At 69.1% G+C, this 26,332-nt stretch carries 27 protein-coding genes; 15 read left to right on the top strand and 12 right to left on the bottom strand.

Annotated features, from left to right (window positions below; genetic code table 11):
* The first annotated feature begins 3 nt into the window (after positions 1 to 3).
* The gene (locus LYSCAS_RS02270) at positions 4 to 828 is read left to right on the top strand and encodes a ferritin-like domain-containing protein (protein ID WP_213435422.1); all 825 of its coding nucleotides are present in this window, start codon (positions 4 to 6) and stop codon (positions 826 to 828) included.
* Here LYSCAS_RS02270 and LYSCAS_RS02265 read toward each other — a convergent pair.
* On the bottom strand, positions 825 to 1,550 hold the full coding sequence (locus LYSCAS_RS02265; RefSeq protein WP_213435421.1) for a UDP-2,3-diacylglucosamine diphosphatase: 726 nt from the start codon (positions 1,548 to 1,550) through the stop codon (positions 825 to 827). The genes LYSCAS_RS02270 and LYSCAS_RS02265 overlap by 4 nt on opposite strands.
* Positions 1,551 to 1,633: 83 nt before the next feature.
* Between LYSCAS_RS02265 and gltX the strand changes: the two genes are divergently transcribed.
* From gltX to LYSCAS_RS02245, 4 genes are all read left to right on the top strand, one after another.
* Entirely contained in the window at positions 1,634 to 3,040 is a 1,407-nt protein-coding gene (gene gltX, locus LYSCAS_RS02260) for a glutamate--tRNA ligase (RefSeq protein ID WP_213435420.1), read from the top strand.
* 9 nt (positions 3,041 to 3,049) lie between these two features.
* Positions 3,050 to 3,541, top strand: coding sequence for a transcriptional repressor (locus LYSCAS_RS02255; RefSeq protein WP_213435419.1), 492 nt, complete (start codon positions 3,050 to 3,052; stop codon positions 3,539 to 3,541).
* 68 nt (positions 3,542 to 3,609) lie between these two features.
* Entirely contained in the window at positions 3,610 to 4,017 is a 408-nt protein-coding gene (locus LYSCAS_RS02250; protein ID WP_213435418.1) for a MerC domain-containing protein, read from the top strand.
* A gap of 97 nt (positions 4,018 to 4,114) precedes the next feature.
* Positions 4,115 to 4,309: a 30S ribosomal protein THX gene (locus LYSCAS_RS02245; protein WP_213435417.1), complete on the top strand. Its 195-nt coding sequence runs from the start codon at positions 4,115 to 4,117 to the stop codon at positions 4,307 to 4,309.
* A gap of 64 nt (positions 4,310 to 4,373) precedes the next feature.
* On the opposite strand, the gene LYSCAS_RS02240 is transcribed toward LYSCAS_RS02245, so the two are convergent.
* Together LYSCAS_RS02240 and hutI are read right to left on the bottom strand one after the other, a co-directional pair.
* The gene (locus tag LYSCAS_RS02240; protein ID WP_213435416.1) at positions 4,374 to 5,543 is read right to left on the bottom strand and encodes a dipeptidase; all 1,170 of its coding nucleotides are present in this window, start codon (positions 5,541 to 5,543) and stop codon (positions 4,374 to 4,376) included.
* A 17-nt stretch (positions 5,544 to 5,560) separates the two neighbouring features.
* Positions 5,561 to 6,790, bottom strand: a complete 1,230-nt coding sequence (gene hutI, locus LYSCAS_RS02235) for an imidazolonepropionase (protein WP_213435415.1) — start codon at positions 6,788 to 6,790, stop codon at positions 5,561 to 5,563.
* 66 nt (positions 6,791 to 6,856) lie between these two features.
* On the opposite strand from hutI, the gene LYSCAS_RS02230 reads away from it, so the two are divergent.
* The 4 genes from LYSCAS_RS02230 to LYSCAS_RS02215 all read left to right on the top strand — a co-directional run bounded on the left by LYSCAS_RS02230 (position 6,857) and on the right by LYSCAS_RS02215 (position 10,384).
* Positions 6,857 to 8,200 (top strand): formimidoylglutamate deiminase, encoded by a 1,344-nt coding sequence (locus LYSCAS_RS02230; protein WP_213435414.1) that lies wholly within the window; start codon positions 6,857 to 6,859, stop codon positions 8,198 to 8,200.
* A complete protein-coding gene (locus tag LYSCAS_RS02225; protein WP_213435413.1) occupies positions 8,197 to 9,402 on the top strand; it encodes an App1 family protein in 1,206 nt (401 codons plus the stop codon). The genes LYSCAS_RS02230 and LYSCAS_RS02225 overlap by 4 nt, the downstream gene beginning before the upstream one ends.
* A 71-nt stretch (positions 9,403 to 9,473) precedes the next feature.
* Positions 9,474 to 10,130, top strand: a complete 657-nt coding sequence (locus tag LYSCAS_RS02220) for a dioxygenase family protein (RefSeq protein ID WP_213435412.1) — start codon at positions 9,474 to 9,476, stop codon at positions 10,128 to 10,130.
* A gap of 29 nt (positions 10,131 to 10,159) precedes the next feature.
* Positions 10,160 to 10,384, top strand: a complete 225-nt coding sequence (locus LYSCAS_RS02215) for a hypothetical protein (protein ID WP_213435411.1) — start codon at positions 10,160 to 10,162, stop codon at positions 10,382 to 10,384.
* 7 nt (positions 10,385 to 10,391) lie between these two features.
* Here the strand turns inward: LYSCAS_RS02215 and LYSCAS_RS02210 are convergent, their stop codons facing one another.
* The 5 genes from LYSCAS_RS02210 to LYSCAS_RS02190 form a co-directional block, all read right to left on the bottom strand.
* On the bottom strand, positions 10,392 to 11,249 hold the full coding sequence (locus LYSCAS_RS02210) for a PA4780 family RIO1-like protein kinase (RefSeq protein WP_213435410.1): 858 nt from the start codon (positions 11,247 to 11,249) through the stop codon (positions 10,392 to 10,394).
* A 114-nt stretch (positions 11,250 to 11,363) separates the two neighbouring features.
* On the bottom strand, positions 11,364 to 11,822 hold the full coding sequence (locus LYSCAS_RS02205; RefSeq protein ID WP_213435409.1) for a YybH family protein: 459 nt from the start codon (positions 11,820 to 11,822) through the stop codon (positions 11,364 to 11,366).
* A gap of 97 nt (positions 11,823 to 11,919) precedes the next feature.
* Positions 11,920 to 13,053, bottom strand: a complete 1,134-nt coding sequence (locus tag LYSCAS_RS02200) for an AAA family ATPase (RefSeq protein WP_213435408.1) — start codon at positions 13,051 to 13,053, stop codon at positions 11,920 to 11,922.
* Positions 13,054 to 13,067: 14 nt separating this feature from the next.
* The gene (hutU, locus tag LYSCAS_RS02195) at positions 13,068 to 14,732 is read right to left on the bottom strand and encodes a urocanate hydratase (RefSeq protein WP_213435407.1); all 1,665 of its coding nucleotides are present in this window, start codon (positions 14,730 to 14,732) and stop codon (positions 13,068 to 13,070) included.
* A gap of 52 nt (positions 14,733 to 14,784) precedes the next feature.
* Complete coding sequence (locus LYSCAS_RS02190) at positions 14,785 to 15,351, bottom strand: DUF4440 domain-containing protein (RefSeq protein ID WP_213435406.1); 567 nt, start codon at positions 15,349 to 15,351, stop codon at positions 14,785 to 14,787.
* A gap of 94 nt (positions 15,352 to 15,445) precedes the next feature.
* Here LYSCAS_RS02190 and LYSCAS_RS02185 point away from each other — a divergent pair, with 94 nt between their 5' ends.
* Positions 15,446 to 16,684 (top strand): alkaline phosphatase family protein, encoded by a 1,239-nt coding sequence (locus tag LYSCAS_RS02185; protein WP_213435405.1) that lies wholly within the window; start codon positions 15,446 to 15,448, stop codon positions 16,682 to 16,684.
* Between the two features lies 1 nt (position 16,685).
* On the opposite strand, the gene LYSCAS_RS02180 is transcribed toward LYSCAS_RS02185, so the two are convergent.
* Entirely contained in the window at positions 16,686 to 17,225 is a 540-nt protein-coding gene (locus tag LYSCAS_RS02180) for an EF-hand domain-containing protein (RefSeq protein WP_213435404.1), read from the bottom strand.
* A 175-nt stretch (positions 17,226 to 17,400) separates the two neighbouring features.
* Here LYSCAS_RS02180 and LYSCAS_RS02175 point away from each other — a divergent pair, with 175 nt between their 5' ends.
* A complete protein-coding gene (locus LYSCAS_RS02175; protein ID WP_213435403.1) occupies positions 17,401 to 18,546 on the top strand; it encodes a serine hydrolase domain-containing protein in 1,146 nt (381 codons plus the stop codon).
* 196 nt (positions 18,547 to 18,742) lie between these two features.
* On the top strand, positions 18,743 to 18,973 hold the full coding sequence (locus LYSCAS_RS02170; protein ID WP_213435402.1) for a hypothetical protein: 231 nt from the start codon (positions 18,743 to 18,745) through the stop codon (positions 18,971 to 18,973).
* A gap of 3 nt (positions 18,974 to 18,976) precedes the next feature.
* Here LYSCAS_RS02170 and LYSCAS_RS02165 read toward each other — a convergent pair whose 3' ends face one another.
* Positions 18,977 to 20,287 carry an aminotransferase class V-fold PLP-dependent enzyme gene (locus LYSCAS_RS02165; RefSeq protein ID WP_213435401.1) on the bottom strand — a complete coding sequence of 437 codons (1,311 nt, stop codon included), beginning with the start codon at positions 20,285 to 20,287 and terminating at the stop codon, positions 18,977 to 18,979.
* Between the two features lie 154 nt (positions 20,288 to 20,441).
* Here LYSCAS_RS02165 and LYSCAS_RS02160 point away from each other — a divergent pair, with 154 nt between their 5' ends.
* Both LYSCAS_RS02160 and LYSCAS_RS02155 read left to right on the top strand, forming a co-directional pair.
* Positions 20,442 to 21,560 (top strand): COG3904 family protein, encoded by a 1,119-nt coding sequence (locus tag LYSCAS_RS02160; RefSeq protein WP_213435400.1) that lies wholly within the window; start codon positions 20,442 to 20,444, stop codon positions 21,558 to 21,560.
* A gap of 104 nt (positions 21,561 to 21,664) precedes the next feature.
* On the top strand, positions 21,665 to 23,134 hold the full coding sequence (locus tag LYSCAS_RS02155; RefSeq protein ID WP_213435399.1) for a hypothetical protein: 1,470 nt from the start codon (positions 21,665 to 21,667) through the stop codon (positions 23,132 to 23,134).
* Between the two features lies 1 nt (position 23,135).
* Here the strand turns inward: LYSCAS_RS02155 and LYSCAS_RS02150 are convergent, their stop codons facing one another.
* On the bottom strand, positions 23,136 to 23,354 hold the full coding sequence (locus tag LYSCAS_RS02150; RefSeq protein WP_213435398.1) for an RNA-binding S4 domain-containing protein: 219 nt from the start codon (positions 23,352 to 23,354) through the stop codon (positions 23,136 to 23,138).
* Positions 23,355 to 23,444: 90 nt separating this feature from the next.
* Between LYSCAS_RS02150 and LYSCAS_RS02145 the strand changes: the two genes are divergently transcribed.
* Positions 23,445 to 25,277 carry a DEAD/DEAH box helicase gene (locus tag LYSCAS_RS02145; protein WP_213435397.1) on the top strand — a complete coding sequence of 611 codons (1,833 nt, stop codon included), beginning with the start codon at positions 23,445 to 23,447 and terminating at the stop codon, positions 25,275 to 25,277.
* Between the two features lie 80 nt (positions 25,278 to 25,357).
* On the opposite strand, the gene LYSCAS_RS02140 is transcribed toward LYSCAS_RS02145, so the two are convergent.
* A complete protein-coding gene (locus LYSCAS_RS02140) occupies positions 25,358 to 26,332 on the bottom strand; it encodes a hypothetical protein (protein WP_213435396.1) in 975 nt (324 codons plus the stop codon).

Genomic DNA, 26,332 nt, shown 5'->3' with positions numbered 1-26,332 from the left:
GCCATGGCTTCGCTGTTCGATGCGGCGAAGGCGTGCCTGGATGCGGCGACGCCGGAAGACAAGCTCGCGCGCACCGCGCAGGCCGCCGCCGATTTCGCCGACGGCAAGTTCGCCACGCTCGAAGACGAGCGCGAACCCGATCCGATCCGCATGCCGGGCCGTCCCGAACGCCCGCGCCTGGTGCCGCCGCGCGACCTGCCGCGCCGCGGCTTCGGCAGCGACGAAGGCCGCGCCGCCTTCATCCACGCGGTGGCGCACATCGAGTTCAACGCGATCGACCTGGCGTGGGACGCGGTGTATCGCTTCCGCACGTTTCCCGCGGCGTATTACGCCGACTGGATCGGCGTGGCGGCGGACGAAGCGCGGCACTTCGCGATGCTGCGCGCGCGCCTGCGCGAGTTCGGCCACGACTACGGCGACTTCGACGCGCACAACGGCTTGTGGGAAATGGCGGAAAAAACCGCGCACGACGCGCTCGCGCGCATGGCGCTGGTGCCGCGCGTGCTGGAAGCGCGCGGCCTGGATGTCACACCCGGCATGATCGTGAAGCTGCGTTCGCTCGGCGACGATGCGACCGCCGACATCCTCGAGGTCATCCTGCGCGAGGAAGTGGGGCACGTGGCCGCGGGCTCGCGCTGGTTCCGCTGGTGCTGCGAACTGCACGGCCGCGAGCCGCGCGCGACGTTCGCGCACCTGCTCGCGCAATACGCGCGTCCCGTGCTCTATGGCCCGTTCAACCTGGAAGCGCGGGCCGAAGCGGGTTTCGATCCGGAAGAACTGGCAGCACTGCTCGCGCTGGACGCCGAAGCGCGCGAACGCAAACCCTAGGCGGCGAGCGACGACAACTGCGCGCCGTCGCGATCCACGCGCAACACCGAGCCTTGTTCGTACCAGTCGCCCAGCACGATGCGCGTGCCATTGGGCTCGTCGTGCACCGCGGGACGATGCGTGTGCCCGTGGATGAGCTTGCCGATGCCGAAGCGCGCGAGCGTGGCGTCGACGGTGGCCGGCGCAACATCGGTGATCGCTTCCATCAAGCCTTGCTGCTGCAACCCGCCCTGGTGCGCCTTGCTCGCCGCGCGCGCCTGTTGCGCGAACGCGAGCCGCGCCGCCAGCGGCTGCGCGAGGAACTGCGCCTGCCAGTGCGGATCGCGCGTCTGCGCGCGGAAGGCCTGGTACTTCACGTCGTCGGTGCACAGCAGGTCGCCGTGCATCAGCAGCGTGGGCGTGCCCTCGAGCAGCACGACCGCCGGATCCGGGAGGATGTGCATGCGCGCGCGGCGCGCGAAGCGGTCGCCGACGAGGAAATCGCGGTTGCCGCGCAGGAAGAACACGGGCGTCCCCGCGCGCGTCAGCGTGGCCAGGCGGTCGGCGACGAACGCGCCGACGTCGGAGGGATCGTCGTCCCCCACCCAGGCTTCGAACAGGTCGCCGAGGATGTACAGCGCATCGGCGCCACGCGCCTCATCGGCCAGGAAGCGGCCGAACAGGTCGGTGATGGCGGGACGCTCCGCATCGAGGTGGAGGTCGGAAATGAACAACGCAGGCATACGGCCATTCTAGTGGGGCGCCCGGCGGAGGTGGGCGCGCTCGCGTAAAATCGCCGGCCATTCCCGTTCGAACTCGCGCGCCCATGGCCGTCCGCACCCGTTTCGCCCCCAGTCCCACCGGTTACCTGCACATCGGCGGCGCGCGCACCGCGCTGTACTGCTGGCTGGAAGCGCGGCGCCACGGCGGCGATTTCATCCTGCGCGTCGAAGACACCGACCGCGAGCGCAGCACGCAGGCCGCCATCGACGCGATCCTGGAAGCGATGGACTGGCTGGGTCTGGATTACAACGAAGGCCCGGTCTACCAGACCGCGCGCCTGGACCGCTATCGCGAAGTCGCCGAGCAGATGGTCGCCGACGGGACCGCGTACTACGCGTACGAGACGAAGGCGGAACTGGAAGCCATGCGCGAAGCCGCGATGGCCGCCAACGACAAGCCGCGCTACAACGGCGCGTATCGCGAACAGAACGTGGGCTTTCGCGACGATCCCAACCGCGTCATCCGTTTCAAGAATCCGCTCGACGGCGTCGTGGCGTGGGACGACAAGGTCAAGGGCCGCATCGAATTCGCCAACGGCGAACTCGACGACCTGGTGATCTTCCGCTCCGACGGCTATCCGACGTACAACTTCGCCGTCGTCGTCGACGACATCGACATGGACATCAGCGACGTCGTGCGCGGCGACGACCACGTCAACAACACGCCGCGACAGATAAACATCTATCGCGCGCTGGGCAAGCCCGTGCCGCATTTCGCGCACCTGCCGATGATCCTGGACGAGCAGGGCGCCAAGCTGTCCAAGCGCACGGGCGCGGCGGATGTCATGCAGTACCGCGATGCCGGGTATCTGCCGCACGCGCTGCTCAATTACCTCGTGCGGCTGGGGTGGTCGCACGGCGACCAGGAGATCTTCTCGATCCCGGAAATGACGCAGCTGTTCGACCTGCGCGACGTCAACGCGAAGGCCTCGCGCCTGGATGCCGCCAAGCTCGGCTGGCTCAACCAGCAGTACCTGAAGTCGGACGATCCGGTCGAAGTGGGCAAGCACCTGGAATGGCACCTGCGCGCGCAGGGCTACGACCTCGCCGCGGGTCCGTCGCCGGCCGACCTCGTCGTGGCGTTGCGCGATCGCGTGCAGACGCTGAAGGACATGGCGGAACGCGCGGCGGTGTGGTTCGGTCCGCTCACGCAATACGACGATGCGGCGGTCGCCAAGCATCTCAACGCCGCCGCGCGCGCACCGCTGGCGGAAGCGCGCACGCGCCTGGAAGCGCTGGACACGTGGTCCGCGGAAAACGTGGGCGTTGCGCTGCATGCCGCCGCCGATGCGCTCGGCATCGGCATGGGGAAGGTTGCGCAGCCGCTGCGCGTGGCCATCACCGGCACGCAGGTGAGCCCCGATATCTCGCACACCGTGTACCTCGCAGGCCGCGACGAGGCCCTGCGCCGCATCGATGCCGCCCTTGCAAAAGTGCCGGCCGGGGACTAGATCGAACCCATGGGCCACCACGCTCCCTGCACCGATCCGCACCACCACGTCCACGACGCCGATGCGTTCGTGCACGAGGTGGAGCGCGCGTGCGAAGCGCGTGGCCTGCGCCTGACGCCGATCCGCGCCAACGCGCTGCGCCTGATCGCCGATGCGGGCCGCCCGGTGAAGGCCTACGAACTGCTCGACCGGATGAAGGCCACGCACGACGCGACCGCGCCGCCCACGGTGTATCGCGCCCTCGACTTCCTCCTCGAGCACGGCTTCATCCACAAACTCTCGTCGATCAACGCCTACGTGGGCTGCCACCATCCCGGCGGCGAAGCGCACGCCGTGCCGTTCCTGATCTGCGATGCGTGCCATTCGGCGACGGAGCTGGAGGACGACAGCATCGTGTCCGCGCTGGACGCCTCCGCCCGGGCGCTGGGCTTCGCCCCCCAGGCGCAGACCCTGGAAGTCCATGGGGTCTGCCAGGCCTGCCGGGCCCTCGAATCCAGCTGAACGGGGTCGTGACGGGATTTCGACGCGGAATGTTATAAAGTTCCACTTCCGCCGCCGCCCGCCCCCCGATGTCCCCTGCCGCCCGCTCCCATCGCCTGCTCGATCGCTTCGGCGCCGCCGGTTCGCTGGCGTGCGCGGTGCATTGCGCGTTGCTGCCGCTGGCCATCGCGCTGCTGCCGGCGTTGGGCATCGGCAACTGGCTGGGCGAAGGGTTCGAGCGCGGCTTCGTGGCATTCGCTACGTTGCTGGGCTTTGCGAGCGTCTACTGGGGCTATCGCAAGCACGGCGCCGTGCGCGCACTCGGCCTGCTGGCTGCGGGCCTCACGATCCTGTGGAGCGCCATCCTCTACCCGCCGCTGCACGAGCACCTGGTCGCGCATGCGCTGGTGATGACCTGCGGCGGCACGCTCGTGGGGCTGGCGCACCTGGCCAACCTGCGGCTGGTGCACATCCACGACGCCAGCTGCGCGCACTGATCCGCCTGCGCACCGCGTCGATCTGCTAGGCTTTGCGCCCTCGCGCGCGGCCAGCGCGCAGATATCCATCACGAATACAGCACCAGGAGCAACGCACATGGGCAAGGGCGACCGCAAGACCGCCAAGGGCAAGCGCTACAACGCCAGCTACGGCAACGCGCGTTCGCACGTCGCGGCCAAGGCTGCCGGCACGACGACGGCGCCGGTGGTGAAGAAGACCGCCACCAAGACCACCGTGGCCAAGGCCCCGGCGAAGAAGGTCGTGGCGAAGAAGGCCGGCGCGAAGGAGTAATCCCTTCCGCGACGTTCGAAAAAAAAGCCCCGCATCGCGGGGCTTTTTTGTTGCACCGGGGAAATCAGGGCTTGCCGGCCGCCTCCACCGCGGCCCACACACGCAGCAGGTTCCCGCCGAGGATCTTGCGGATGTCCGCGTCCTTGTAGCCGCGCTTCTGCAGCCCGGCGACGATCACGGGATAGTCCGCCACCGACTTCAGTTCTTCCGGCAGCTCGCCATCCACGCCGTCGAAATCCGACCCGATGCCCACGTGGTCGATGCCGACCAGCTTCACCGCGTAATCGATGATGTCGAGCACGCGGTCCACGTGCACCACGGGCGTGGGGTTCTCGACGCCCCATTGCTTGGCGTACGCATCGATCTCCGCCTGCGATTTGCCGGCCAGCTTCATCTGCGACACGTGGCGGCGGCGTTCCATGGTGGCCGCGCCCAGCTTGGCGTCGAGGAACACCGTACCGAACGTCAGCTGCACCACGCCGCCTTCCTTCGCGATGGCCTTTGCGAGGTCGTCGGACAAATTGCGCTCGAACGCCGGCGTGAAGTGGCGCAGGCCCGAATGCGACGCGATCACCGGCACGTCGGTCAGCGCGAGCACGTCGCGCACCGTATCGTCGGAGACGTGCGAGACGTCGACCATGATGCCGAGGCGGTTCATTTCCTTGACCACCTGTTCGCCGAAGGGGCTCAGGCCGTGCCACTTCGCCGTGTCGACGTACGAGGAGTCGGCGATGCGGTTGTCCTCGCCGTGCGCGAGCGTGATGTAGCGGACGCCGCGCGCCTGGAATTCCGCCAGCTTCTTCAGGTCGTCGCCGATCGGCGCGCCGTTCTCCATGCCCAGCGCGAGCAGCACGTGGCCGCCCTGGCGCAGGCGTTCGACGTCCTTGGGCGACGTCACGATCGCGAACTTGTCCGGATGCCGCTGCACCATCGCCTCGACGTGGTCGATCTGCGTGTTCGCGACCTGCCACGCCGTGCCCGCGACGTCTTCCTCCGGCGAGGTGTAGATCGACATGAAGGCGACATCCAGGCCGCCGGCCCGCGCGCGCGGATAGTCGAACTCCTTCGTCGGCGCCGACAGGCCCAGGTCGTCCCAGTGCGAGACGAGGCGTTCGGGGGCGTCGATGTGCGTGTCGACGATGATCGCGTCGTCCGCGAGCTTGTGCGCGGCGTCCTGCGCGTGCACGACGCCGGCGACGAGCAGCGGGAGGAGGGCGAGGGCGGAACGACGCATGCTTGGGCTCCTTGGGATCAGGGAATCCGGCGGCCGGCGACATGCACGGCCTCCGCGAGGTGTCCGCCGAGCCAATAGCACAGCTCGGCGGGATGTTGGACGCGCCAGCGCACGAAGTCGGCGCGCGCACCGACGCGCAGCACGCCGCGATCGGGCAGGCCGAGCGCACGTGCCGCATGCACGGTGGCGCCGCGCAGGGCTTCTTCCGGCGTGAGGCGGAAATGCGTGCAGGCCAGCTGCATCGCCTGGCGCAGCGACAACAACGGCGAGGTGCCGGGATTGCAATCGGTCGCCACGGCCATCGGCACGCCGTGCGCGCGGAAGGCCTCGATCGGCGGCAGCCTGGTATCGCGCAGCACGTGGAAGGCGCCCGGCAGCAACACCGCGACCGTGCCGTGCGCGGCCATCGCGCGCACGCCGGCGTCGTTCGTGTGTTCGACGTGGTCCGCGGACAGGCCGCCGAATTCCGCCGCGAGCGCCGCGCCGCCCAGGTCGCTCAGCTGATCGGCGTGCAGTTTCACCGGCACGCCGAGCGCGCGCGCCGCCTCGAACACGCGCCGCACCTGCGCGGGCGAAAACCCGATGCCTTCGCAGAACGCATCGACCGCGTCGACCAGGGCTTCCGCATGCAGTCGTGGCATCCATTCGACCAACGCATCGACGTAACCGTCCGCGTCGTCCTTGAATTCCGGCGGCAACGCATGCGCGGCGAGATACGTGGTGCGCACCGTGATGCCGAGCGTTTCACCGATGCGTCGCGCCACGCGCAACATCCGGCGCTCGGTCTCGAAGTCGAGCCCGTAGCCCGACTTGATTTCCACCGTCGCCACGCCATCGCGCAGCAAGGCCTGCGCGCGCGGCAGCGAGGCCGCGAACAACGCATCGTCATCCGCCGCCCGCGTCGCACGCACCGTGGACAGGATGCCGCCACCAGCCCGCGCGATCTCCTCGTACGTGGCGCCCTGCAACCGCAGTTCGAACTCGCGCGCACGATCGCCCGCGAACACCAGGTGCGTATGGCAATCGACGAGCGCCGGCGTGACCCACCCATCGGCTTCGATCACCTCGCGCGCGCTGCCCACGGCATCCGCCGGCAACGCACTGCGCGGACCGACGAACGCAATGCGCCCATCACGCCAGGCCAGCGCACCGTCTTCCACCGCGCCATACGCCTGCGCGCCGTCCAGCGTCGCCAGGTGCGCGCCGAGCAGCAGGCCATCGAAGGGAGCGTCGCGGAGGTCGGTCATCGTTCGCGATTGTAGGGCCCCAGCCGTCGTTCGCATTGCCCGTCGCGGCGGGGCAGAATGCCGGGCATGCAGACCCTCGACGCGGAACGCCTCTGGACCCCCGGCGGCTGGCGCACCGACGCCGGTTTCACCCATGCCGACGGCCGCATCGTCGAACGCATGGCGGCCCAGCCCAGCGAAAGCGCGGGGATCGTCCTGCCCGGCATCGCCAACCTGCACTCGCACGCCTTCCAGCGCGCGATGGCCGGCATGGCCGAGCGCCGCACCAACCCGGAAGACTCGTTCTGGACCTGGCGCGACACGATGTACCGCTTCGCCGCGCGCTTCGACCCCGACACGCTGCATGCCGTGGCCTCGCAGCTCTACGTCGAGATGCTCGAGTCCGGCTACACCACCGTCTGCGAATTCCACTACCTGCACCACGCGCCTGACGGCCGCCCGTACGCCGATCCCGCCGCGATGTCGCGCGCGCTGGTCCGCGCCGCGCGCGACACCGGCATCCGGCTCACGCTGCTGCCCGTGCTCTACATGACCGGCGGTTTCGACGGCCGGGCGCTCGCCGAGCGCCAGCGGCGCTTCGGGCACGACGTCGATGCGTTCCTGCGCCTGTTCGAAACGCTGCGCGCGGACGACGACGACAGCGTGCGCACCGGCATCGCGCTGCACAGCCTGCGCGCCGTGCCGCACGAAGCGATGCGCACCGTGCTCGCTGCGTTGCCGTCGGACACACCGATCCACATCCACATCGCCGAGCAAGTGGGCGAAGTGCAGGACTGCCTCGCGTTGCGCGGCGCACGCCCGGTCGAATGGTTGCTCGCCAACGCCGATGTCGGCCGTGGCTGGACGCTCGTGCACGCCACGCACCTCGACGCGAAGGAAGTGCGCGCGCTCGCGGCCACCGGCGCCACCGTTGCGTTGTGCCCGACGACGGAAGCGAACCTCGGCGACGGCCTGTTCCCGCTGCGCGCGTTCCTGGAAGCGGGCGGCAGCTGGGGCATCGGATCGGATTCGCACATCTCCGTTTCGCCGGTCGAAGAACTGCGCTGGGCCGAATATGGCCAGCGACTGATCTCGCACCATCGCAACATCGCGGTGGGCACGGCGTCGGACAGCGTCGGCGAATCGCTGCTGCACGACGTGTGCGCGAGCGCGGAACCCGCGACCGGCCAGGCGATCGGCTGTTTCTACGCAGGCGCGGGCGCGGACTGGCTGGTGCTCGATCGCGACGCGCCGCAACTCACCGGCGCCACCGTTGCGGACACCGTCGATCGCTGGATCTTCAGCGGCAACCGCCCGCTGGTGCGCGAGGTGCATGTCGCGGGCGCGCAGGTCGTCAGCGATGGTCGCCATCGCGACGCCGAACGCATCGCCACCGGATTCCGCGCCGCGATGCAGGCGCTGATGGCTTGAGCGATCCCGCGCCGAAGCCGGGCTGGCGTGCGCGCCTCGCGCAACACCTCGCCCAGGGCGTGATCCGCGGCGACGACCTCGTCGATGCCGCGTTCAACAAATACAACACGCGCTTCAACCGGCACCAGCCGCAACACATCGCCGCGTATCGCACGTTCGCCGATGCGCATGGCGTCGAACTGCTGGGCCGCGTGCTCGCGCGCCCGCCGCTCGGCGGCCCCGGCGAACACGACGACTGGTGGGACAACCTCGCCAACACGTATCGCCGCTTCGATACCGACGAAGTGCCGAACGTCGCGATGCGCGCGCAATTCCAGGATGCGAGCGCCGAGTTCCATACCGACCACGAAGGCTATTACGCGGCGACGCTGGTGCCGCGCACGCCGCCGGTCGACGCGTTGTGGGCAGAGGCGCGCATCACGCTGGCCGATGGCACGCTCGAAACCCCGCAGCCGGTGCTGCAGGTGTTGCCCTCCGCGCGCATCGGCATCCTGTCGGATATCGACGACACGATCCTGCAAAGCAGCATCACCGACTGGAAGACCGCCGCGCAGCTCGTGTTCCTCGGCAACGCCCGCACGCGCAAGCCGTTGCTCGGCGTGGCGAAGCTGTACGCCGCGCTGCAGGCGGGCGTCGACAACGCGGGACGCAATCCGATCTTCTATGTCTCCAGTTCGCCCTGGAACCTGTACGACCTGCTGGAGGATTTCCTCGCGCTCAACGCGATCCCGCCGGGCCCGATGTTCCTGCGCGACCTCGGCACCGATGTCGGCAAGTTCCTCAAGACGCCGGGGCATGCGCACAAGCTCGAGCGTGCGCGGACGCTGTTCGATCGCATGCCGCACCTGCGCTGGGTGCTGCTGGGCGATTCCGGCCAGCAGGACGCCGAGTTGTATGCGGCCGCCGCGCAGGAGTTCGGCGAAGAGCGCATCGCGGCGATCTACATCCGCGACGTGGATCCGGATCGCGACAGCCTGCTCGACACCGGCGTGGACGCCTGGATCGGGAAAGTCGCCGGCACGAAGGTCCCGATGCTGCGCGTGTCCGACAGCGTGGCGATCGCCGAGCATGCAGCGACGCTGGGCTTGATCGATCCGGCGGCGATCCCCGGCATCGTCGCGGAAGTGCGCAAGGATGCCGCGCGGCCGACAGTCAACGCAGCCGCGGTCGACGAGACCGTCGATCAGGCGAAGGCGAAATAGCGCGCACGCCACGGCCGCTCGCCCGGGCCCGCAGCGTTGCTTCCCTTGCAGCCCACTGCGGGAGACCTCCGATGCCCACCCCCGACGCCATCGCGCGCCGCGCACTCCTCCAGCGCGCCGCCGGCCTGGGCGCGCTGGCCCTCGTCGCCCCGTGGCAGTCCGCGCTCGCGGCACTCACCGCCACGCCCGCGCAGACGCGCGGTCCGTTCTTCCCCGTGCAGCTGCCATCGGAATCCGATGCCGACCTCACACACGTGAAGGGCGCCGCGGGCCGGGCGCGCGGGCAGGTGATCGTGGTGTCCGGCCGCGTGCTCGATCGCGACGGCAAACCCATCAAGGGCGCAGTGCTCGAACTGTGGCAAGCCAATGCCGCGGGGCGCTACGACCATCCGCGCGACGTCAACCCCGCACCGCTGGACCCGAACTTCCAAGGCTACGCGCGCCTGGTGAGCGACGACCATGGCCGCTATCGCTTCACCACCATCAAGCCGGGCGCCTATCCGATCAACCCGGTGAATCCCGTCGCCGTGCGTCCGCCGCACATCCACTTCGACGTCGACGACAAGCACAAGCACCTCGTCACGCAGATGTATTTCCCCGGCGAGGCAGGCAACGCGAAGGACGCGATCTTCAATGCGCTCGGTGCGAGCAAGGAGGCCGCCGTTGCGCATGCGTTGGGCGAGGAGGACGACGACCTGCGCTTCGATTGGGACATCGTGCTGTCTTAGGGCTTGGCGTCCGGACAAGGGTTGCCGCCATGGAGCGCAAGCGCACGCCGCTGATCACGATCGCCCTCCGCGTCTTCAAGGTGCTGTTCGCTTCCTGGGCGATGACCTTCGCCGTCCTGCTCGCGGCCGGGATCGTGGCTTTGTTCGTTGCCGACGCGCCCACCGCCGAGACGATCTGGGATGGCGGCTGGTGGCAGTTCGCGGTGTGGCTCGTGTCGCTCGGCGTTTGCTGGCGATTCTTGAAGACGCGCTGACGATCGCTCAGTCCGCGTTCTCCGCTTCTTCCCGCCCCTGCTGCCGGATCAGCGCTTCCTGCCGCGCATCCTCGATGGAATCCAGCACGGCATCGACGTCGGCCTCGTGCGTCGCGAAATCGAACTTCCCCGTGAGCTCCGAATCCGGTTGCAGTTCACCGGCCTCGAACAACGCCCACATCTCTTCGCCGAAATGCAGCATGTCGAGCTCCGGCGCGAAGAAGGCGAGGGCGGAGCGCAGCTTGTTGACGTCGCGCAGCAGCATCGCGCGTGCATGGTTGTTGCCGGCCGCGCTCACCGCCTGCGGCAAGTCGATGATCACCGGACCGTGCGCATCGACCAACACGTTGTACTCGGACAGGTCGCCGTGGATCATGCCCACGCACAGCATGCGCACGACCTGGCGCACCAGGAAGACGAAGTATTCGCGCGCGGTCTCCGCATCGAGTTCCACTTCGCCGAGGCGCGGCGCACTGTGGCCTTCGCTGTCGGTCACCAGCTCCATCACCAGCACGCCGTTGAAATAGCCGTAGGGCTTCGGCACGCGCACGCCGGCGGCGCTCAGCTGGTAGAGCGCATCGACCTCGGTGTTCTTCCACGCTTCTTCCAGCGCCTTCTTGCCGTACTTGCTGGCCTTGCCCATCGCGCGCGCCTGGCGGCTGCCGCGCACCTTGCGGCCTTCCTGGTACTGCGAGCGCGCCTGGAAACTGCGCTGGGCCATGTCCTTGTAGACCTTGGCGCAGCGCAATTCGTCGTCGCTGCGCACGACATACACAGACGCTTCCTTGCCGCTCTTGAGCTGGCGGACGACGGCGTGGATCACGCCATCGTCGAGCAGGGCTTGCAGGCCGGCGGGGGTTTTCATGGGCGCGCGACCTGGAACGGGCACGCATTATCGCCCGGCGGTGATGACGACGATGCCGCGCAACGGCGGCGCTGTGCCTGCCGCCCGCGCACGGACGGCAGGCAGCGGGAACCGTTACTTCGCAGCCGGCGCCGGATCGTCGGACGGATGGTCGACGATGTAGACCCAGCGCCCGTCGATCTTCTTCTGCACATCGGTATAGCGTCCGCGTTCCACCGACGCGGCCTGCGTCTTCTTGTCGACCAGGTTCACCACGTAGGTGCCCCAGGTCACCCGCGTGTCGCCCATCGCTTCTTCGCCGAGCTGCGTCAGCGTGGCGTCCTTGACCGTCGCGCCCGCGAAGTAGCCCGCGAACCCGTCGCGGATCGCCGTGCGCCCCTTCGCCATCGGCCCGCCGGGGAACCACATGACCGCGTCCTCGGCGTAGCAAGGCGCCAGCGCATCGGCGTTGCTGGCCCGGAAGCCGGCCAGGAAGCAATCGGTGGCGGATTGCGGTTCGGCCGCCGCGGCCGTTCCGGCCAGGGCCAGGCCACACGTCAACAGCGCCGCGCCAAAACGGTTTCGTGCCTGCATTGCGGTTCTCCCGGGAAGGGGCCCCCACGGCCCGTAACAGGCTGTACGCCATCTCATCCGCGGATCGGCCATCCGGATCGGGAGCCGGGGTGCGCCGTCACCGCTCCGGCCAATGCCACGCCGGCGTATCCAGCAGCCCCTGTCCCGCAACGCGCGTTTCGCTGTCGCGCTTCTCGAGATGCACGCTGTTGCAGCCCTCGTCTTCCTCCAGCGCCGCAATCAACCGCGACGCATGCGACACCACCCACACCTGGCAGCGCTGGGCAGCGGCACGAATCAACCGCGCGAGCGGCGGCAGCAAGTCGGGATGCAAACTCGTCTCGGGTTCGTTGAGCACCATCAGCGCCGGCGGCCGCGGCGTATGCAACGCCGCGATCCACAACAGGTAACGCAAGGTGCCATCGGAGAGCTCCGCCGCATCGAGCGGGCGCAGCAATCCCACCTGGTCGAAGCGCAACCGGAAGCGCCCCGCTTCTTCCATCACCGAGACGCTTGCGCCAGGAAACGCATCGTCCACCGCCGCATCCAGCGCTTCCACGTCGCCGATCTCCACGATCGTCTGCCACGCGGCCGCGAGGTCGCTGCCGTCGTGGCTCAGCACCGGCGTGCGCGTGCCGGGTTGCGACTGGCGCGCGGGCGCGTCGCGGTCGGAGCGGAAGTGGTCATAGAAGCGCCAGCCGCGGATGCGTTCGCGCAGCACGAGCACTTCGGGCGAGGGCGCGGGATCGACGACGTGGTCGAACAGGCTGTCGAACGCCGGCAGGTGCTGCTGCGCCACGCGCCAGCTGCGCCCGTCGCGCACGCGCACCATCGGGCCGCTGCGATCGACGAGCAGGTTGGACGCGCGCAGGAATGGGCCGCTCCAGATCGCCTCGCGCTTGATCTCCGGATCCAGGCGGAATTGCGAGGAGGAGGGCGTCGGCAACCCGAGATCGATCGCGTATCCGAAATCCTCGCCCGCGAACCCGAGCCGCAACGCGATCGGTTGCGTGCGCACGGTGCCTTGCGACCCACCGCCTTCGGGCCCGGCCCACAACGTCGACTGCAAACCGCCTTCGCGCGCGAGCGCGGGGACCACGCCGCCGCGCGAGGTTTCCGCGAGCAGGCGCAATGCGCGGTAGAGGTTCGACTTGCCGCTGCCGTTGGCGCCGGTGACGAGGTTGAGGCGCGACATCGGGACGACGATGTCGCGCAGCGATCGGTAACTCGAGACGGCCAGGGTGGTGAGCATGGCCGTCGTCTCCGTCAAAGCATGGGCAACTTGAGGCCCTGTTCCTTCGCGCAGGCCTTCGCGATCTCGTACCCCGCATCCGCATGCCGCATCACGCCGGTGCCCGGGTCGTTCCACAACACGCGCGCGATGCGCTTGTCGGCTGCCTCGGTGCCGTCGCACACGATCACGACGCCGCTGTGCTGCGAATACCCCATGCCCACGCCGCCGCCGTGGTGCAGGCTCACCCACGTCGCGCCGCCGGCGACGTTGAGCATCGCGTTGAGCAGCGGCCAGTCGCTCACGGCGTCGCTGCCGTCGCGCATCGCTTCGGTTTCGCGGTTGGGCGAGGCGACGCTGCCGCTGTCCAGATGATCGCGGCCGATGACGACCGGCGCCTTCAATTCCCCGTTGCGCACCATCTCGTTGAACGCCAGGCCCAGCTTGTGGCGCAGGCCCAGGCCCACCCAGCAGATGCGCGCGGGCAAGCCCTGGAAGCTGATGCGTTCGCGCGCCATGTCGAGCCAGCGGTGCAGGTGCGCGTCGTCGGGAATGAGTTCCTTGACCTTCGCATCCGTCCTGTAGATGTCTTCCGGGTCGCCGCTCAGCGCCACCCAGCGGAACGGGCCCACGCCGCGGCAGAACAGCGGCCGCACGTACGCCGGCACGAAGCCGGGGAAGTCGAATGCGTTCGTGCAGCCTTCGTCCTTCGCCATCTGGCGGATGTTGTTGCCGTAGTCGAACACGGGGATGCCCATGTCCTCGAACGCGAGCATCGCTTCGACGTGCACGCGCATGGATTTCTTCGCGGCATCGCGCACGCGCACCGGGTCTTCGGTCTGCATGCGCAGCCACTGGTCCACCGTCCAGCCGATCGGCAGGTAGCCGTGCACGGGGTCGTGCGCGGACGTCTGGTCGGTGACGGCATCGGGGCGCACGCCGCGGCGCACGAGTTCGGGCAGGATTTCCGCGGCGTTGCCGAGCAACGCGATCGACTTCGCTTCGCCGGCCGCGCAGTACTTCTCGATGCGGGCGAGGGCGTCATCGAGGTCGGTGGCCTGTTCGTCGACGTAGCGCGTGCGCAGGCGCATGTCGATGCGCGACTGCTGGCATTCGATGTTGAGCGAGCACGCACCGGCGAGCGACGCGGCCAGCGGCTGCGCGCCACCCATGCCGCCGAGGCCCGCGGTGAGGATCCACTTGCCGGTGAGGTTGCCGTCGTAATGCTGGCGGCCCATCTCGACGAAGGTTTCGTACGTGCCCTGCACGATGCCCTGCGAGCCGATGTAGATCCACGAGCCGGCCGTCATCTGGCCGTACATCATCAGACCCTTCCGATCGAGCTCGTTGAAGTGTTCCCACGTCGCCCAGTGCGGCACGAGGTTGGAATTGGCGAGCAGCACGCGCGGTGCGTCGGCGTGCGTGGGAAAGATGCCGACGGGCTTGCCGGACTGGATCAGCAGCGTTTCGTCGTCGCGCAATTCCTTGAGCGACTTGATGATCGCGTCGTAACACTCCCAGTCGCGCGCCGCGCGGCCGATGCCGCCATAGACCACCAGCTCCGCGGGATTCTCGGCGACCTCCGGATCGAGGTTGTTCTGCAGCATCCGGAACGGCGCTTCGGACAACCAGGACTTGCAGCTGAGCTGGTTGCCGCGCGGTGCGCGGATGGTGCGGCTGGGATCCTTGCGGGTGGACATCGGCGACTCCGGCGCGGGGAAGCGGGATTATCGCTCCGATGCGGCCCCGCGTTCAGCCCGCGCGCTGCGGGCAGGCCATGCGCCCGGCGTGGAAGGCGGCCACGTCCGCGTCGGTGGCGGGCTTCGGCGCCGCGCCGCCATCCAGCAGCACGCGCCAGGTGCCGTCGCGGTCGCGGTGCCAGGTGGAGACGAAGGTCGACGTCGAGATGCGCTTCGGGGTCTTCCCGGCGGGCGATTGCAGCAGGGCGCGGCCGGTCGAATACGCGATGTCGGGTTCGCCGCCGATGGCCACGGCCGTCGGGTACCACGACAACACCAGGGCCGAGCCGTCGATGATCCCGACCCAGTCTTCCAGGATCGCCGCGCGGCCGTGCTTCGGATCGCCCGAGCCCACGCCGAACACCGCATCGGCGGCGACGAAATCGGCGAAGGCCTTCGCGTCGTGCGCCTTCACGCTGTCGGCGAACGCGAGCTCGCGCGACCACACCGCGCATTCGGCCGCGCTGAAGGTGGGCGAGGGCGGCGACGGTTTCGGCGCCTCCTTCGACTGCGCGAACGCGAGCGTGCACAGGGCCAGTGCCGAAGCCCCCGCGATCCGGACGAACGTGCGTTGCGACATGGCCGTGCTCCAGCGAGGCGGAGCGCCGACTATCGACCCCCGCGCGCGCCGCGGCCAGCGACGAAAGTCACGGCGCGCCGCTAAGATCGGCCGCATGACGCCTTCCCTGCGGGCCGCCGCGGCCCTGTTGCTGTGCACCATGCTCGCGGCCTGCGCCGGGGCGCCGACGCCGTCGCCCGCGCCCGCGCCTGCGATGGCCACGCCGCCGGTGCCCGTCGTGCTGGTGTCGATCGACGGCTTCCGCGCGGATTACCTCGATCGCGGCATCACGCCCACGCTCTCGCGCATCGCACGCGAAGGCGTGCGCGGCGACGGCATGACGCCGTCGTATCCCTCGCTCACGTTTCCCAACCACTACACGCTGGTGACGGGCTTGCGTCCCGACCGCCACGGCGTCGTGCAGAACACGATGCGCGATGCGGTGCTCGGCCCGTTCAAGTCGAGCAACGAAGCCAACGCGGGCGATGCGCGCTGGTGGAATGGTGGCGAACCGCTGTGGGTCACCGCCGAACGCGCGGGCGTGCGCACCGCGACGATGTTCTGGCCCGGATCGCAGGCGCCCATCCATGGCGTGCATCCGCGCGAGTGGGTGCGTTACGACAAGACGCTCGGCAACGACGCCCGCGTGGACCAGGTGGTCACGTGGCTGCGTGCGCCGGAAGCGGAGCGCCCGCGACTGGTGACGCTGTATTTCGAAACGCTCGACGTGGTCGGGCACGACTTCGGGCCGGACAGCCCGGAGATGGCGCGTGCCATTGCATCGGTGGATGCGAGCATTGCGCGGCTGGTGGATGCGCTCGGGCCGCAGGTGAACCTGGTCATCGTGTCGGACCACGGCATGGCGGCGGTGCCGCCGGGTCAGCTCATCGCGGTGGAAGACATGGTCGATCCGGCCGATGCGGAGGTCATCGCGACGGGGCAATCGGTGGGGTTTGCGCCGCGTCCCGGCCGCACGCGCGCCGCGGAAGCGCAACTGCTCGGCGCGCATCCGCATTACGAATGCTGGAAGAAGTCCGGCCTGCCCGCGCGCTGGCACTACGGAACCAATCCCCGCGTGCCGCCGATCGTCTGCCAGGTGGAAGCGGGGTGGGATGCGATCCACCGCGCCGATTTCGTGAAGCGCCCCGCGCATGCGCGCGGATCGCATGGCTACGATCCGGCGCTGCCGGTGATGCGTGCGTTGTTCGTGGCACGCGGGCCCGCGTTCCGTGCGGGCGCGCGCTTGCCGGTGTTCGACAACGTCGACGTCTATCCGTTGCTCGCCAGGTTGATCGACGTACCGCCGTTGCCGAACGATGGAACGATCGCGCCGTTGTTGCCGGCGTTGAAATGACTCAGCGGTGGCGGTCTTCGCGACCGGCCTGCAACTCCGCCTTGCTCAGGAACCCGTCGCGGTTCTCGTCGATCCACTGGAAGCGATCGGCGAGCTGCGGCATTTTTTCCTGCACTTCCACGCGGCCCAGCTTGCCGTCGCGGTTGAGGTCGGCCTGCGCGAAGCGTTCGTTGAAGCGCGCGGCGCGTTCGGCCTCGCGCTGCGGGCGCATGCGCTCGTGGTAGGCGCGCAGTTCGGAGCGCACGAGGTAACCGTCGCGGTTGGTGTCCATCGCGGCGAAGTCGACGGGCTTGTGGTCCTTCATGTGCGCCTGCATGCGGGCCTGGCGTTCGGGATCCTTCGCCATGCGCGCTTCGCGTTCCGCGCGGCCAGCGTCGAATTCGGCCCGGCTGATGCGGCCGTCGTTGTCGGTGTCGAGGCGTTCGATGCCGCCGCCGCGATGCATGCCGCGATGCATGCCCTCGGGCTTGGCGGCCTGGGTCTGCGCCAGCACGGGCGCGGACGCGAGCAGCAGGGCGGCGGTGAGCAGCTGGATTTTCATGGTGTCTCCGTTCGGCGGCACCGTTGCCGCGCGTGGCGAAGGAAACGCAGGCGGTGCGGTCGAGTTGACACGCGGCCCGCCGGATTCAGCCAGCGGACGTGAACGTGAGTGCCTGCGACGGTCCGGCGCCGGGCGGCATCCATGGCCCTCGACGCCCACCGCTCCCGGAGTTCGCATGTTCCGTCTCGCCCCGCTGGCCCTGTCGTGCCTGCTCGCCACCGCTGCCGTCGCCAGCGCCGCCATGGCCGCCCCGGTATCCACCGCGCCCGCCGCCGCGCGATTCGATGCGAAGGCGCTCGCGACCGCGCTCGACGCGCGCATCGACGACGCCGCGCGCGCCGGCTTCAGCGGCACCGTGCTCGTCGCCGATGGCACGCACGTGGTGTACGAACGCAGCGTCGGCCTCGCCGATCCCGCGGGCGCGAAGATCGGGCCGGACACGCGCTTCAACATGGCGTCCACCGGCAAGCTGTTCACCACGGTGTCCATCCTGCAACTCGTGCAGCAGGGGAAGCTCGACCTCGACGCCCCCATCCGCCGCTATCTCCCGAAGTGGCCGGTTGCCAGCGTGCGCGACCACGTCACCGTGCGCGAACTGCTGATGCACACCTCCGGCCTCGGCCTGTACTGGGGCGAGGATTTCCAGGCACGCCGCGCATCGCTGCACACGTTGTCCGATTACATCCCGCTGCTCGCGAAGGAACCCGAGTTCACGCCCGGCACCGCGTGGCGTTACAGCAACAGCGGTTTCATGGTGCTGGGCCTCATCGTCGAAGCGGTGTCGAAGCAGGACTACTACGCGTACGTCGCCGAGCACATCTTCCAGCCCGCCGGCATGCACGACACCGGTTACTTCGAGGTCGACGGCAAGGCCACGAACGTCGCGACGCCGATGCCCGGCGGCACCGGTGCGGATGCGCACACCGCGTTGCGCATGCCGGAACCGCGCGGCGGCGCCGCAGGCGGCGGTTATTCCACGCCGCGCGATCTGCTGAAGTTCCATCGCGCGCTCACCGTCGGCAAGCTGCTCGATGCGAAGACGCGCGCGTTGTTGTTCGCGCCGGTGACGTTGCCCGCGGGATCGCATGCGCCGCCGCACGGCCTCGGCCTGTTGCGCTTCGCGGTCGGGAACGATGTCGGCTACGGCCATCCGGGCGGCGCGCCCGGCGTGGGCGTGGATTTCCGCGCCACGCGCGACAGCGGTTGGTCGGTGATCGTGATGAGCAACAGCGGATCCCCGCGCACGATGCCGTTCGCCGACGCACTGCTGGGCGACGTGGCCGCCGCAGGTGCGCCGGATCTGCGCTTCCCGATGCCGTAGCGCCAAGCGCAGCGGGCTTCCCGATCCAATTCAGGAAGCCCGTTTTCCGCGCAGTCATGTTCGGATCGACCATCTGCGCACGCTGCGCGCAAGCGGCCATAACTGAAGAATTCAGTCATTTACACGGCTTTTTTCTCACTCCCCTGTCACTGCGCGGAACCTAGGATTGCGCTCAATCCGATGGCCACCCGCCCTTATGTCGCCGAGTGAATACGAGTACCTCTTCATCCTGGACGCCCTCGAACGGAAGGAGCCCATCTTTCCGTTCATCGTGACCGCGTTGAAGGAATCGGGTCTCGTCGACGTGAGCGACGAGGGCATCTGCCTGACTGCCGCGGGCGAATCGCTGATGCATTCCATCAGCGAACACCAGCATCCGGATGCGCAGGCCGCCAATGACGACGGCCATCGCTTCGGCAGGCAGTAACGTTCAGCCCGCGAGCGCCAATACCGCGCGCGCTGCACGATCCACTTCGTCCGGCGTATTCACCAGGCTCGGTGCAAGCCGCGCGTACGAGATCGCGTAAGGACTCGTGCTCGCCACGATCTTGCGCTCGCCCAGCCGCTTCACGATCTCCTCCGGCTTCAGCCCGTCGATCTCGAACGCGACGAGGCCTGCGGACAACGCGGCCGACCGCGGCGTGTGCACCTTGATCTTCTTGTTCTCGGCGAGCTGCGCCTTCAGGCGTTCGTTGAGTTCGCTGATGCGCGCGGCGACGCGTGCGCGGCCCATCGCCTCGTGCATCTGGAAGGCCGCCGACATCGCCCACTGGTGTTCGAACGCGTGGAATCCGCCGGGCGCGATGCGTGATGCCGTCGTCGGCCCCTTGATCGGACGGTTCTCCGCCCACGCGTTGTAGCTCTCCAGGTCGGTGAAGTTCGGCACCGTCGGCCGCAGCCGCGCCCAGCCGTCCGCGGTGGACCACGCGATGCCGGTACCGCGCGGCGCGAAGATCCACTTGTGCGTCCCGGCGGCGATGTAATCGGCGCCGAGCGAGGTGAGCACCGGTTCGGCCGCGCCGATGCCATGCACGCCATCCAGCACCACCAGGATGTCGGGATGCCTGGCCTTCAGCGCTTGCGTGAGTTCGCGGACCGGCAAGCGCATGCCGGTGCTCGAATGCACCCACGTCATGCCGACCACGCGCGTCTTCGGCCCGATGCCGGCGAGCAGGCGCTGCACGAGGCTGTCCACCGTCGCCTCGCTGGCCTCGTCGTACAACGCCACGCGCCGCGTCGTCGCGCCCGCGCGTTCGGTGGCGAAGCGGATCGCTTCGTGGTGCGAGTAGTGATCGTGCGTGGTCGCGAGCACTTCGTCGCCGGCCTTCAGCGGCAGGCCGTGGTAGATCAGCGCGAGGCCTTCGGTCGTCGCGCGCACCAACGCGATGTCGTCGCGCCTGGCGCCGATGTAACCCGCGACCACCTGCTGCACCTGCAGCGGGATGTTGTGCGATTCCTCTTCGAACATCCCTTGCTCGATCACGCGGAAGGGATTGCGGTCCATCGTGCGCCGCCAGGTTTCGATCGCATTGCGCACCGGCGTGGGATGGCTGGCGATGAAGAAGCTCGCGAAATGCAGCAGCTCAGGGTCCAGCGCGAACTGCGCGCGCACGTTGGCCCAGTTCGTGAGGTCGGGCAGCGGTGCGGTCTCGGCCGCCAGCGCGCTCAGCAGCGCACCACTGGCGGCCACGCCGCCGAGGGCGACGGGCGCGGCGAGGAACTGACGGCGGGTGACAGCCATGCGGAGGCTCCTGGCGGGGGACCCTCATGGCAACGCGCGGTCCACGGCGGAACGGACACCGCGCGTCGGCGGGACCACGATTCACCTTCGATTCGATCCCCGCGCGAGCCCAGCGCCTACACTGGCGCACCCCCGTCCGGAACCCGATCGCACGATGCGCATGCGCTGGTGGCCCGCGTCTTCCATGTTGCTCGCCGCCGTGTTGTGCGTGGCGTGCAATCGCGCGCCCGCACCCGTGGCGGGCCCCGCGCCGGCCGCCTCCACGCAGGCCGACGCCGACAGCGGCACGGACTTCGGCGCGGTTTCCGTGGATGCCCCGAAGCCCAAGCGGCACAAGGTCAACATCGCGAAGACCACCGAGTGGCCGGATTCCACGCTCGAGTCGGGCACGGCCACCATCACGTGCGATACCGACGCGAAAGTCGACGGCGAAGGCATCACGTTCTCCGACCTCGCATTCTTCTCCGTGCTCGACGCGATGCTGCCGTGCAAGGACGCCGGCGTGCTGCGCCTGCGCTACCGCGGCCGCATCGCCGGCGACTTCACCAACCTGGTCGAACGCGTCGGCAACATGTCGGTGCGCATGGGCATCAAGCAGCGCATCCTCGACATCGATTCCAGCGGCGGCCAGGTCGAGGACGCCATCCGCGCGGGCGACATCATCGCCGACGGCAACTGGACGATCTGGGTGCGCGAACACGCGGTCTGCCACAGCGCCTGCGTGCTGCTGCTGGCCGGCGGCGACGATCGCGTCATCTCCGGCGCGGTCGGCATCCACCGCATCATCCGCATCCAGTCCGATGCGACTTCGCGCGCGGAACTCAGCGCCGAACTGCACGAAGTGCACGACGAAATGAAGGCCTACCTCGAGCGCAACGGCGCGGGCGTGGCGGTCGCCGACTTCATGATGACCGTGCCCAACCGCAGCCTGCGCCTGCTCACGCCGGCCGAACTCGTGGGGTTCGGCCTCACCGGGCGCAACGCCGCGCAGGAAGACCTGGAACGCATCCGGCTGGTGCGCCGCTGCGGCCTGGACTTCGTGCGTCGCGAAGACGCGTTCTATCGCGCGTACGACCAGCAATGCACGCAGGTCGCCGAAGGCGTGGCCTCCATCAACGCGTGCGGCCTGGCGTTGCGTCCCGAATACGGCTTCCCGGACAAGACGTGCCCGGAAGAAAGCCCGCTGGCCGAACTCGACGTGCCCGCCACGCCGGCCGAAGCACCGGCCGCGCCCGAAGCCGACGCCGGGCCGCAGCAGACCGCCGCGCACTGATCACCGACGAGCGGCGGGGCGCCGCAAAAAAAGCGAGAAGTGCGACGCGGTTCCCAATTGCGTGCGCGTGATAGCGTCCGTTCCACTGCAAGGGGGCTTCGCAAATGGGTCGGAAGGTGGCGTATGCGCCGCGTCGGGGACGCGCGCGCTGGTTCGTGTTGGTCGGTCTGGCGCTCGTGGGCGGCGTGGGCTACGTGGCCCACCAGCAGGCGAATGCGCTCGCGGGGCAGGTGCTCAACGTGGCCTTCGCCAATTCGGACACCGAGATCCGGGGCCTCGTCTATCCGGACTGGAACGGCGACGTCGTCGCCAGCGACGTGTCGCTCTATCTCGCCTCGCCCGCGGGCTCGGCGCCCGCCGCCGAAGCCGCCGCGGCCGTCGCGCCGGATTCGGCGGACGAAGCCGCCCGCCTGCATTTCGAACGCCTGCGCATCACCGTGCCGGGCGGCTGGTCGTTCTTCCTGGCCAACCTGGTCGACATGCGCCTGGAAAAGGCCAACCTCGACGGCTTCAAGCTCGCCATCGATGGTTTCGATTCCAAGGCCGGCGTGGATCCCACGCTCGGCGTACTCGGCCCGATCGGCGCGATCAGCGCCTCGCCCTTCGAGAGCGAAGGCTGCATGCAGCACGCGTACTTCGTGCGCGACGAACTCGTCGCGATGGGCCTGAAGCCCGGCAAGACCTCGCTGAGCTACGACGTGCGCGAAGCCAACGACCGCGTCACCACGCAGATCGTGCTGATGACGCCGGGCGTGTCGCGCACGCAGTACAACCGCGAAGAAACCCTGGCGAAGGACATCAGCGTGCTGCACCTGGCCGACGTGGCCACCGCCACGCATGCCGAAAGCTGGGACGTGAGCGACCAGGGCTTCGTCGACGCGCGCAACGCGTGGTGCGCGAAGCAGGATGGCGTGGACAAGGAAACCTTCGTCGGCCGGCATCTTGCATCGGTGCTGCGCCTGCTCGAAGTGCGCGGCCTCGTGCCCGATGCCGGCACCGTCACGTCGTATCGCGATTTCGCCTGGAAGGGCGGGCAGTTCGCCTTCGGCGGCACCTACGCCTCGCCGTTGCACAGCAGCGAGCGCACGGCCGCGCGTCGCGACGGTGCGGCGATGCTGCGCCTGCAGGCCAAGGTCGAACATGGCGCGCACAACGATCCGGTGCAGTGGCGCGGCACGATGCCCAAACCGCTGGCCGAGCGCGGTGCCACCTTCGCCGCGATCGTGAAGGAACACGGCGGCGTCGCGCCCGCGACCGGCGCGCCGGATCCGATCGAGCCGCCGGCGCCCGTCGTCGTGCACACCGCCAACAACGGCGTGCGCACCGCGAGCTCGGAATACGCCTCGTCGTTCGACGCGCCCACCGCGCCGCCGGGCGGTCGCCTGGCGTGGGAGCAGCTGGCGCAATACCAGGGCCACACGCTGCAGTTCTTCACGATGCATGCCGAGCCGCGCACCGCCACGCTGGTGTCGGTGGACGGCCGCGAAGCGCACGTGCGCGCCAGGATGGAAGGCGGGCACGCAGATTACCGGATTTCGCGCGAGGCGTTCGAGCGGGCCCTGCTGATCCAGTGAGTCAGGCGACGACGTCGATCGCGACGTCGTCCACCGCCACGCGCTGGCCCGCATGGATCTTGCAGGTCTTCCGCAGCTCCACCTGGCCGTCCACGGTCACCACGCCGCTGGCCACCAGGTGCTTGCCGGCACCGCCGCTGTCGACGACACCGACGAGCTTGAGCAGCTGGTGGAGTTCGACGTGATCGTGCCCGTCCAGGGCGAATTCGAGGCGTTGCATTCGGGGCGGGGACCTGGGGTTTGGGGGGAATCGGGCGGCGTCACGGCCGGAGGCGCACAATACCGCCCCCCACGAGTGGCCGGAGTGCCCATGTCGACCCCTGACGGCGAGCCCGCCGCGTCCCTGCGATTCGCCGACCTCGGCCTGCCCCCGGCCATCATGGCCGCGGTCGAGGCCGTGGGTTACGAGACCCCATCCCCCATCCAGGCCGCGACCATCCCCGCGCTGCTGGAGAACCGCGACGTCCTGGGCCAGGCCCAGACGGGCACCGGCAAGACGGCCGCGTTCGCGCTGCCGATCCTGGCGCGCATCGACCTCACCAAGACCAAGCCGCAGGCCCTGGTGCTCGCGCCCACGCGCGAACTGGCCATCCAGGTCGCCGAGGCCTTCCAGAAGTACGCCGCGCACATGCCCGGCTTCCACGTGCTGCCGATCTACGGCGGCCAGAGCTACCAGCCGCAGCTCTCCGCGCTCAAGCGCGGCGTGCACGTGGTGGTGGGCACGCCCGGTCGCGTGATCGATCACCTCGAACGCGGCTCGCTGGATCTCTCCGGCCTGACCTCGCTGGTGCTCGACGAAGCCGACGAGATGCTGCGCATGGGTTTCATCGACGACGTCGAGACCGTGCTGAAGAAGACGCCGGAAGGTCGTCGCGTCGCGCTGTTCTCCGCCACGATGCCCTCGCAGGTGCGCCGCATCGCGCAGACCTACTTGCGCAATCCGGTCGAAGTGACCATCCAGGCGAAGACCACCACGGCGACCAACATCCGCCAGCGCTACTGGTTCGTCGCCGGCATGCACAAGCTCGATGCGTTGACGCGCATCCTGGAAGCCGAGCCGTACGAGGCGATGATCGTGTTCGCGCGCACCAAGCTGGGCACCGACGAACTCGCGCAGAAGCTGCAGGCGCGGGGGCTCGCCGCCGCCGCGATCAACGGCGACGTCGAACAGAAACTGCGCGAACGCACCATCCAGCGCCTGAAGGACGGCGAGCTCGACATCCTCGTGGCCACCGACGTCGCCGCGCGCGGCCTGGACGTGGAACGCATCAGCCACGTGCTGAACTACGACATCCCGTACGACACCGAAAGCTACGTGCACCGCATCGGCCGTACCGGCCGCGCGGGCCGCAGCGGCGAGGCGATCCTGTTCGTGACGCCGCGCGAGAAGGGCATGCTGCGCGCGATCGAGCGCGCCACGCGCCAGCCGATCACCGAAATGCAGTTGCCCAGCGTCGAAGCCGTCAACGACCGTCGCGTCGCGAAGTTCCTTTCGCGCATCGGCGAAGCGCTGCAGACCGAAGGCGAACTCGACACGTATCGCGACCTCGTGCTGCGCTACCAGCGCGAACACGACGTGCCGCTGCACGACATCGCCGCCGCGCTCGCCAAGCTGGTGCAGGGCAAGACGCCGTTGCTGCTGGAACCGGAGAAGCCGCGTCCCGCGTTCGAACGCACCGAGCGGCCCGACCGCGCGCCGCGCCAGGACCGCGCGAGCTTCGACCGTCCGGAACGCCCGGCCTTCGATCGCGGCGACCGTGGTGAACGCCCGGGCGCCCCGCGTCCGCCGCGCAAGGATGTCGGCCCGCGTTCGGCGCCCGACGCCGGCATGGAGACGTACCGCATCGAAGTGGGCCACCGCCACGGCGTGAAGCCCGGCAACATCGTCGGCGCGATCGCGAACGAAGCGGACCTGGAGAGCAAGTACATCGGCCGCATCGACATCCACGACGACTTCTCGCTGCTCGATTTGCCCGAAGGCATGCCGCCGGAACTGATGACGCACCTGAAGAAAGTGCGCGTGGCCGGCCAGCCGTTGCGGATCAGCCGGATGGGCGAGGGCGGCAACACGTTGCCGGCGCACACGCCGCGCAGTGCGCCGCCGCGGGCGCCGCATCGGAAGGGGCCACCGCCCCGTCGCTGAGCAAAGAAAAAGCCGCGCACCGAAATGCGCGGCTTTTTTGTTTTCCCCGGTCCTTGGTCCCAGGTCCCCGGTCCCGGCGATCAAGCCACCGCAGGCGACTCCATCGATTCGTCGGCCACCGGCGTGGCAGCCTCGACGGCCTTCACCTTCTTCTGCTTCACCGGCTTCAGCGATTCGCGGTACTGCGCATCGCTCGCCAGCGCAGCCATGCCGTACAGGCGCGCCGCGCGGCCCCAGGCGATCGCCATCACCACCAGCTGCACGAGTAGCAGGCCGGCGATGAACCCGCCGACGCTCGCCGCGCCCACCTGCGTGCGCGCGAAGCCGAACACCAGCGCCAGGCCTTCGCCGAGCAACAGCGTGCCGAGGTACACGATCAGCACGGCGAGCGGACGCCGGAAGAACAGCTTCGTGCCGCGCCACCAGGCCTTCACCACCGAACGGCGCGCCGGTTCCGCGGCGAGCATGCCGCGGCCGGCTTCCACCGTGGCGTGCGCGATGACGAACAGCACGCCGAACACGATCAACCCGAGGCGATGCGCGTTGTCGCCGACGCTCGCGAGGATCGCGGTTTCCGCCTGCGTGTCGGCCCACTTGCCCATCCCGGCGAACACCGCGAACGCGATGCCCAGCGGCACCAGCGCCCACAGCAGCATGCGGAACATGCGGCCGTATTCGCGCAGGCCGAACTGCAGCAGGTTGGCGAAGCGGAGCGTCTGCCCCGCGCGGATCGACGCGACGACCATGCCCGTCAGCCACGGGGCGATCAGCAACGCGAGCAACGCGCTGCCCATGCCCGCGCCGGCGATGAGGTCGCCGCCCTGGTTGTCGAACATCGGCTTGAAGACTTCGAACATCTGCGCCATGTCGAAGCGCTGCGCGATGTCGCCCGCGTTGATGGCGTGGTCCAGCCGCGACGACAACGCCTGCCACACGGGCAGCGTCACGACGAGCGCCGGCAGCGCCAGGCCCACGGCCCACAGCACCAGCAGGCGCCACTGGAATGCGCGCGCGACGCCGCTGACCAGCGCGCCGACGCCGCCTTGCTTGCTCAC

The sequence above is a fragment of the Noviluteimonas caseinilytica genome (assembly GCF_018406605.1).
GTDB lineage: Bacteria > Pseudomonadota > Gammaproteobacteria > Xanthomonadales > Xanthomonadaceae > Noviluteimonas > Noviluteimonas caseinilytica.
Note: the sequence above shows the minus strand (reverse complement) of the source record. Positions and strands in the feature narration are given on the sequence as shown.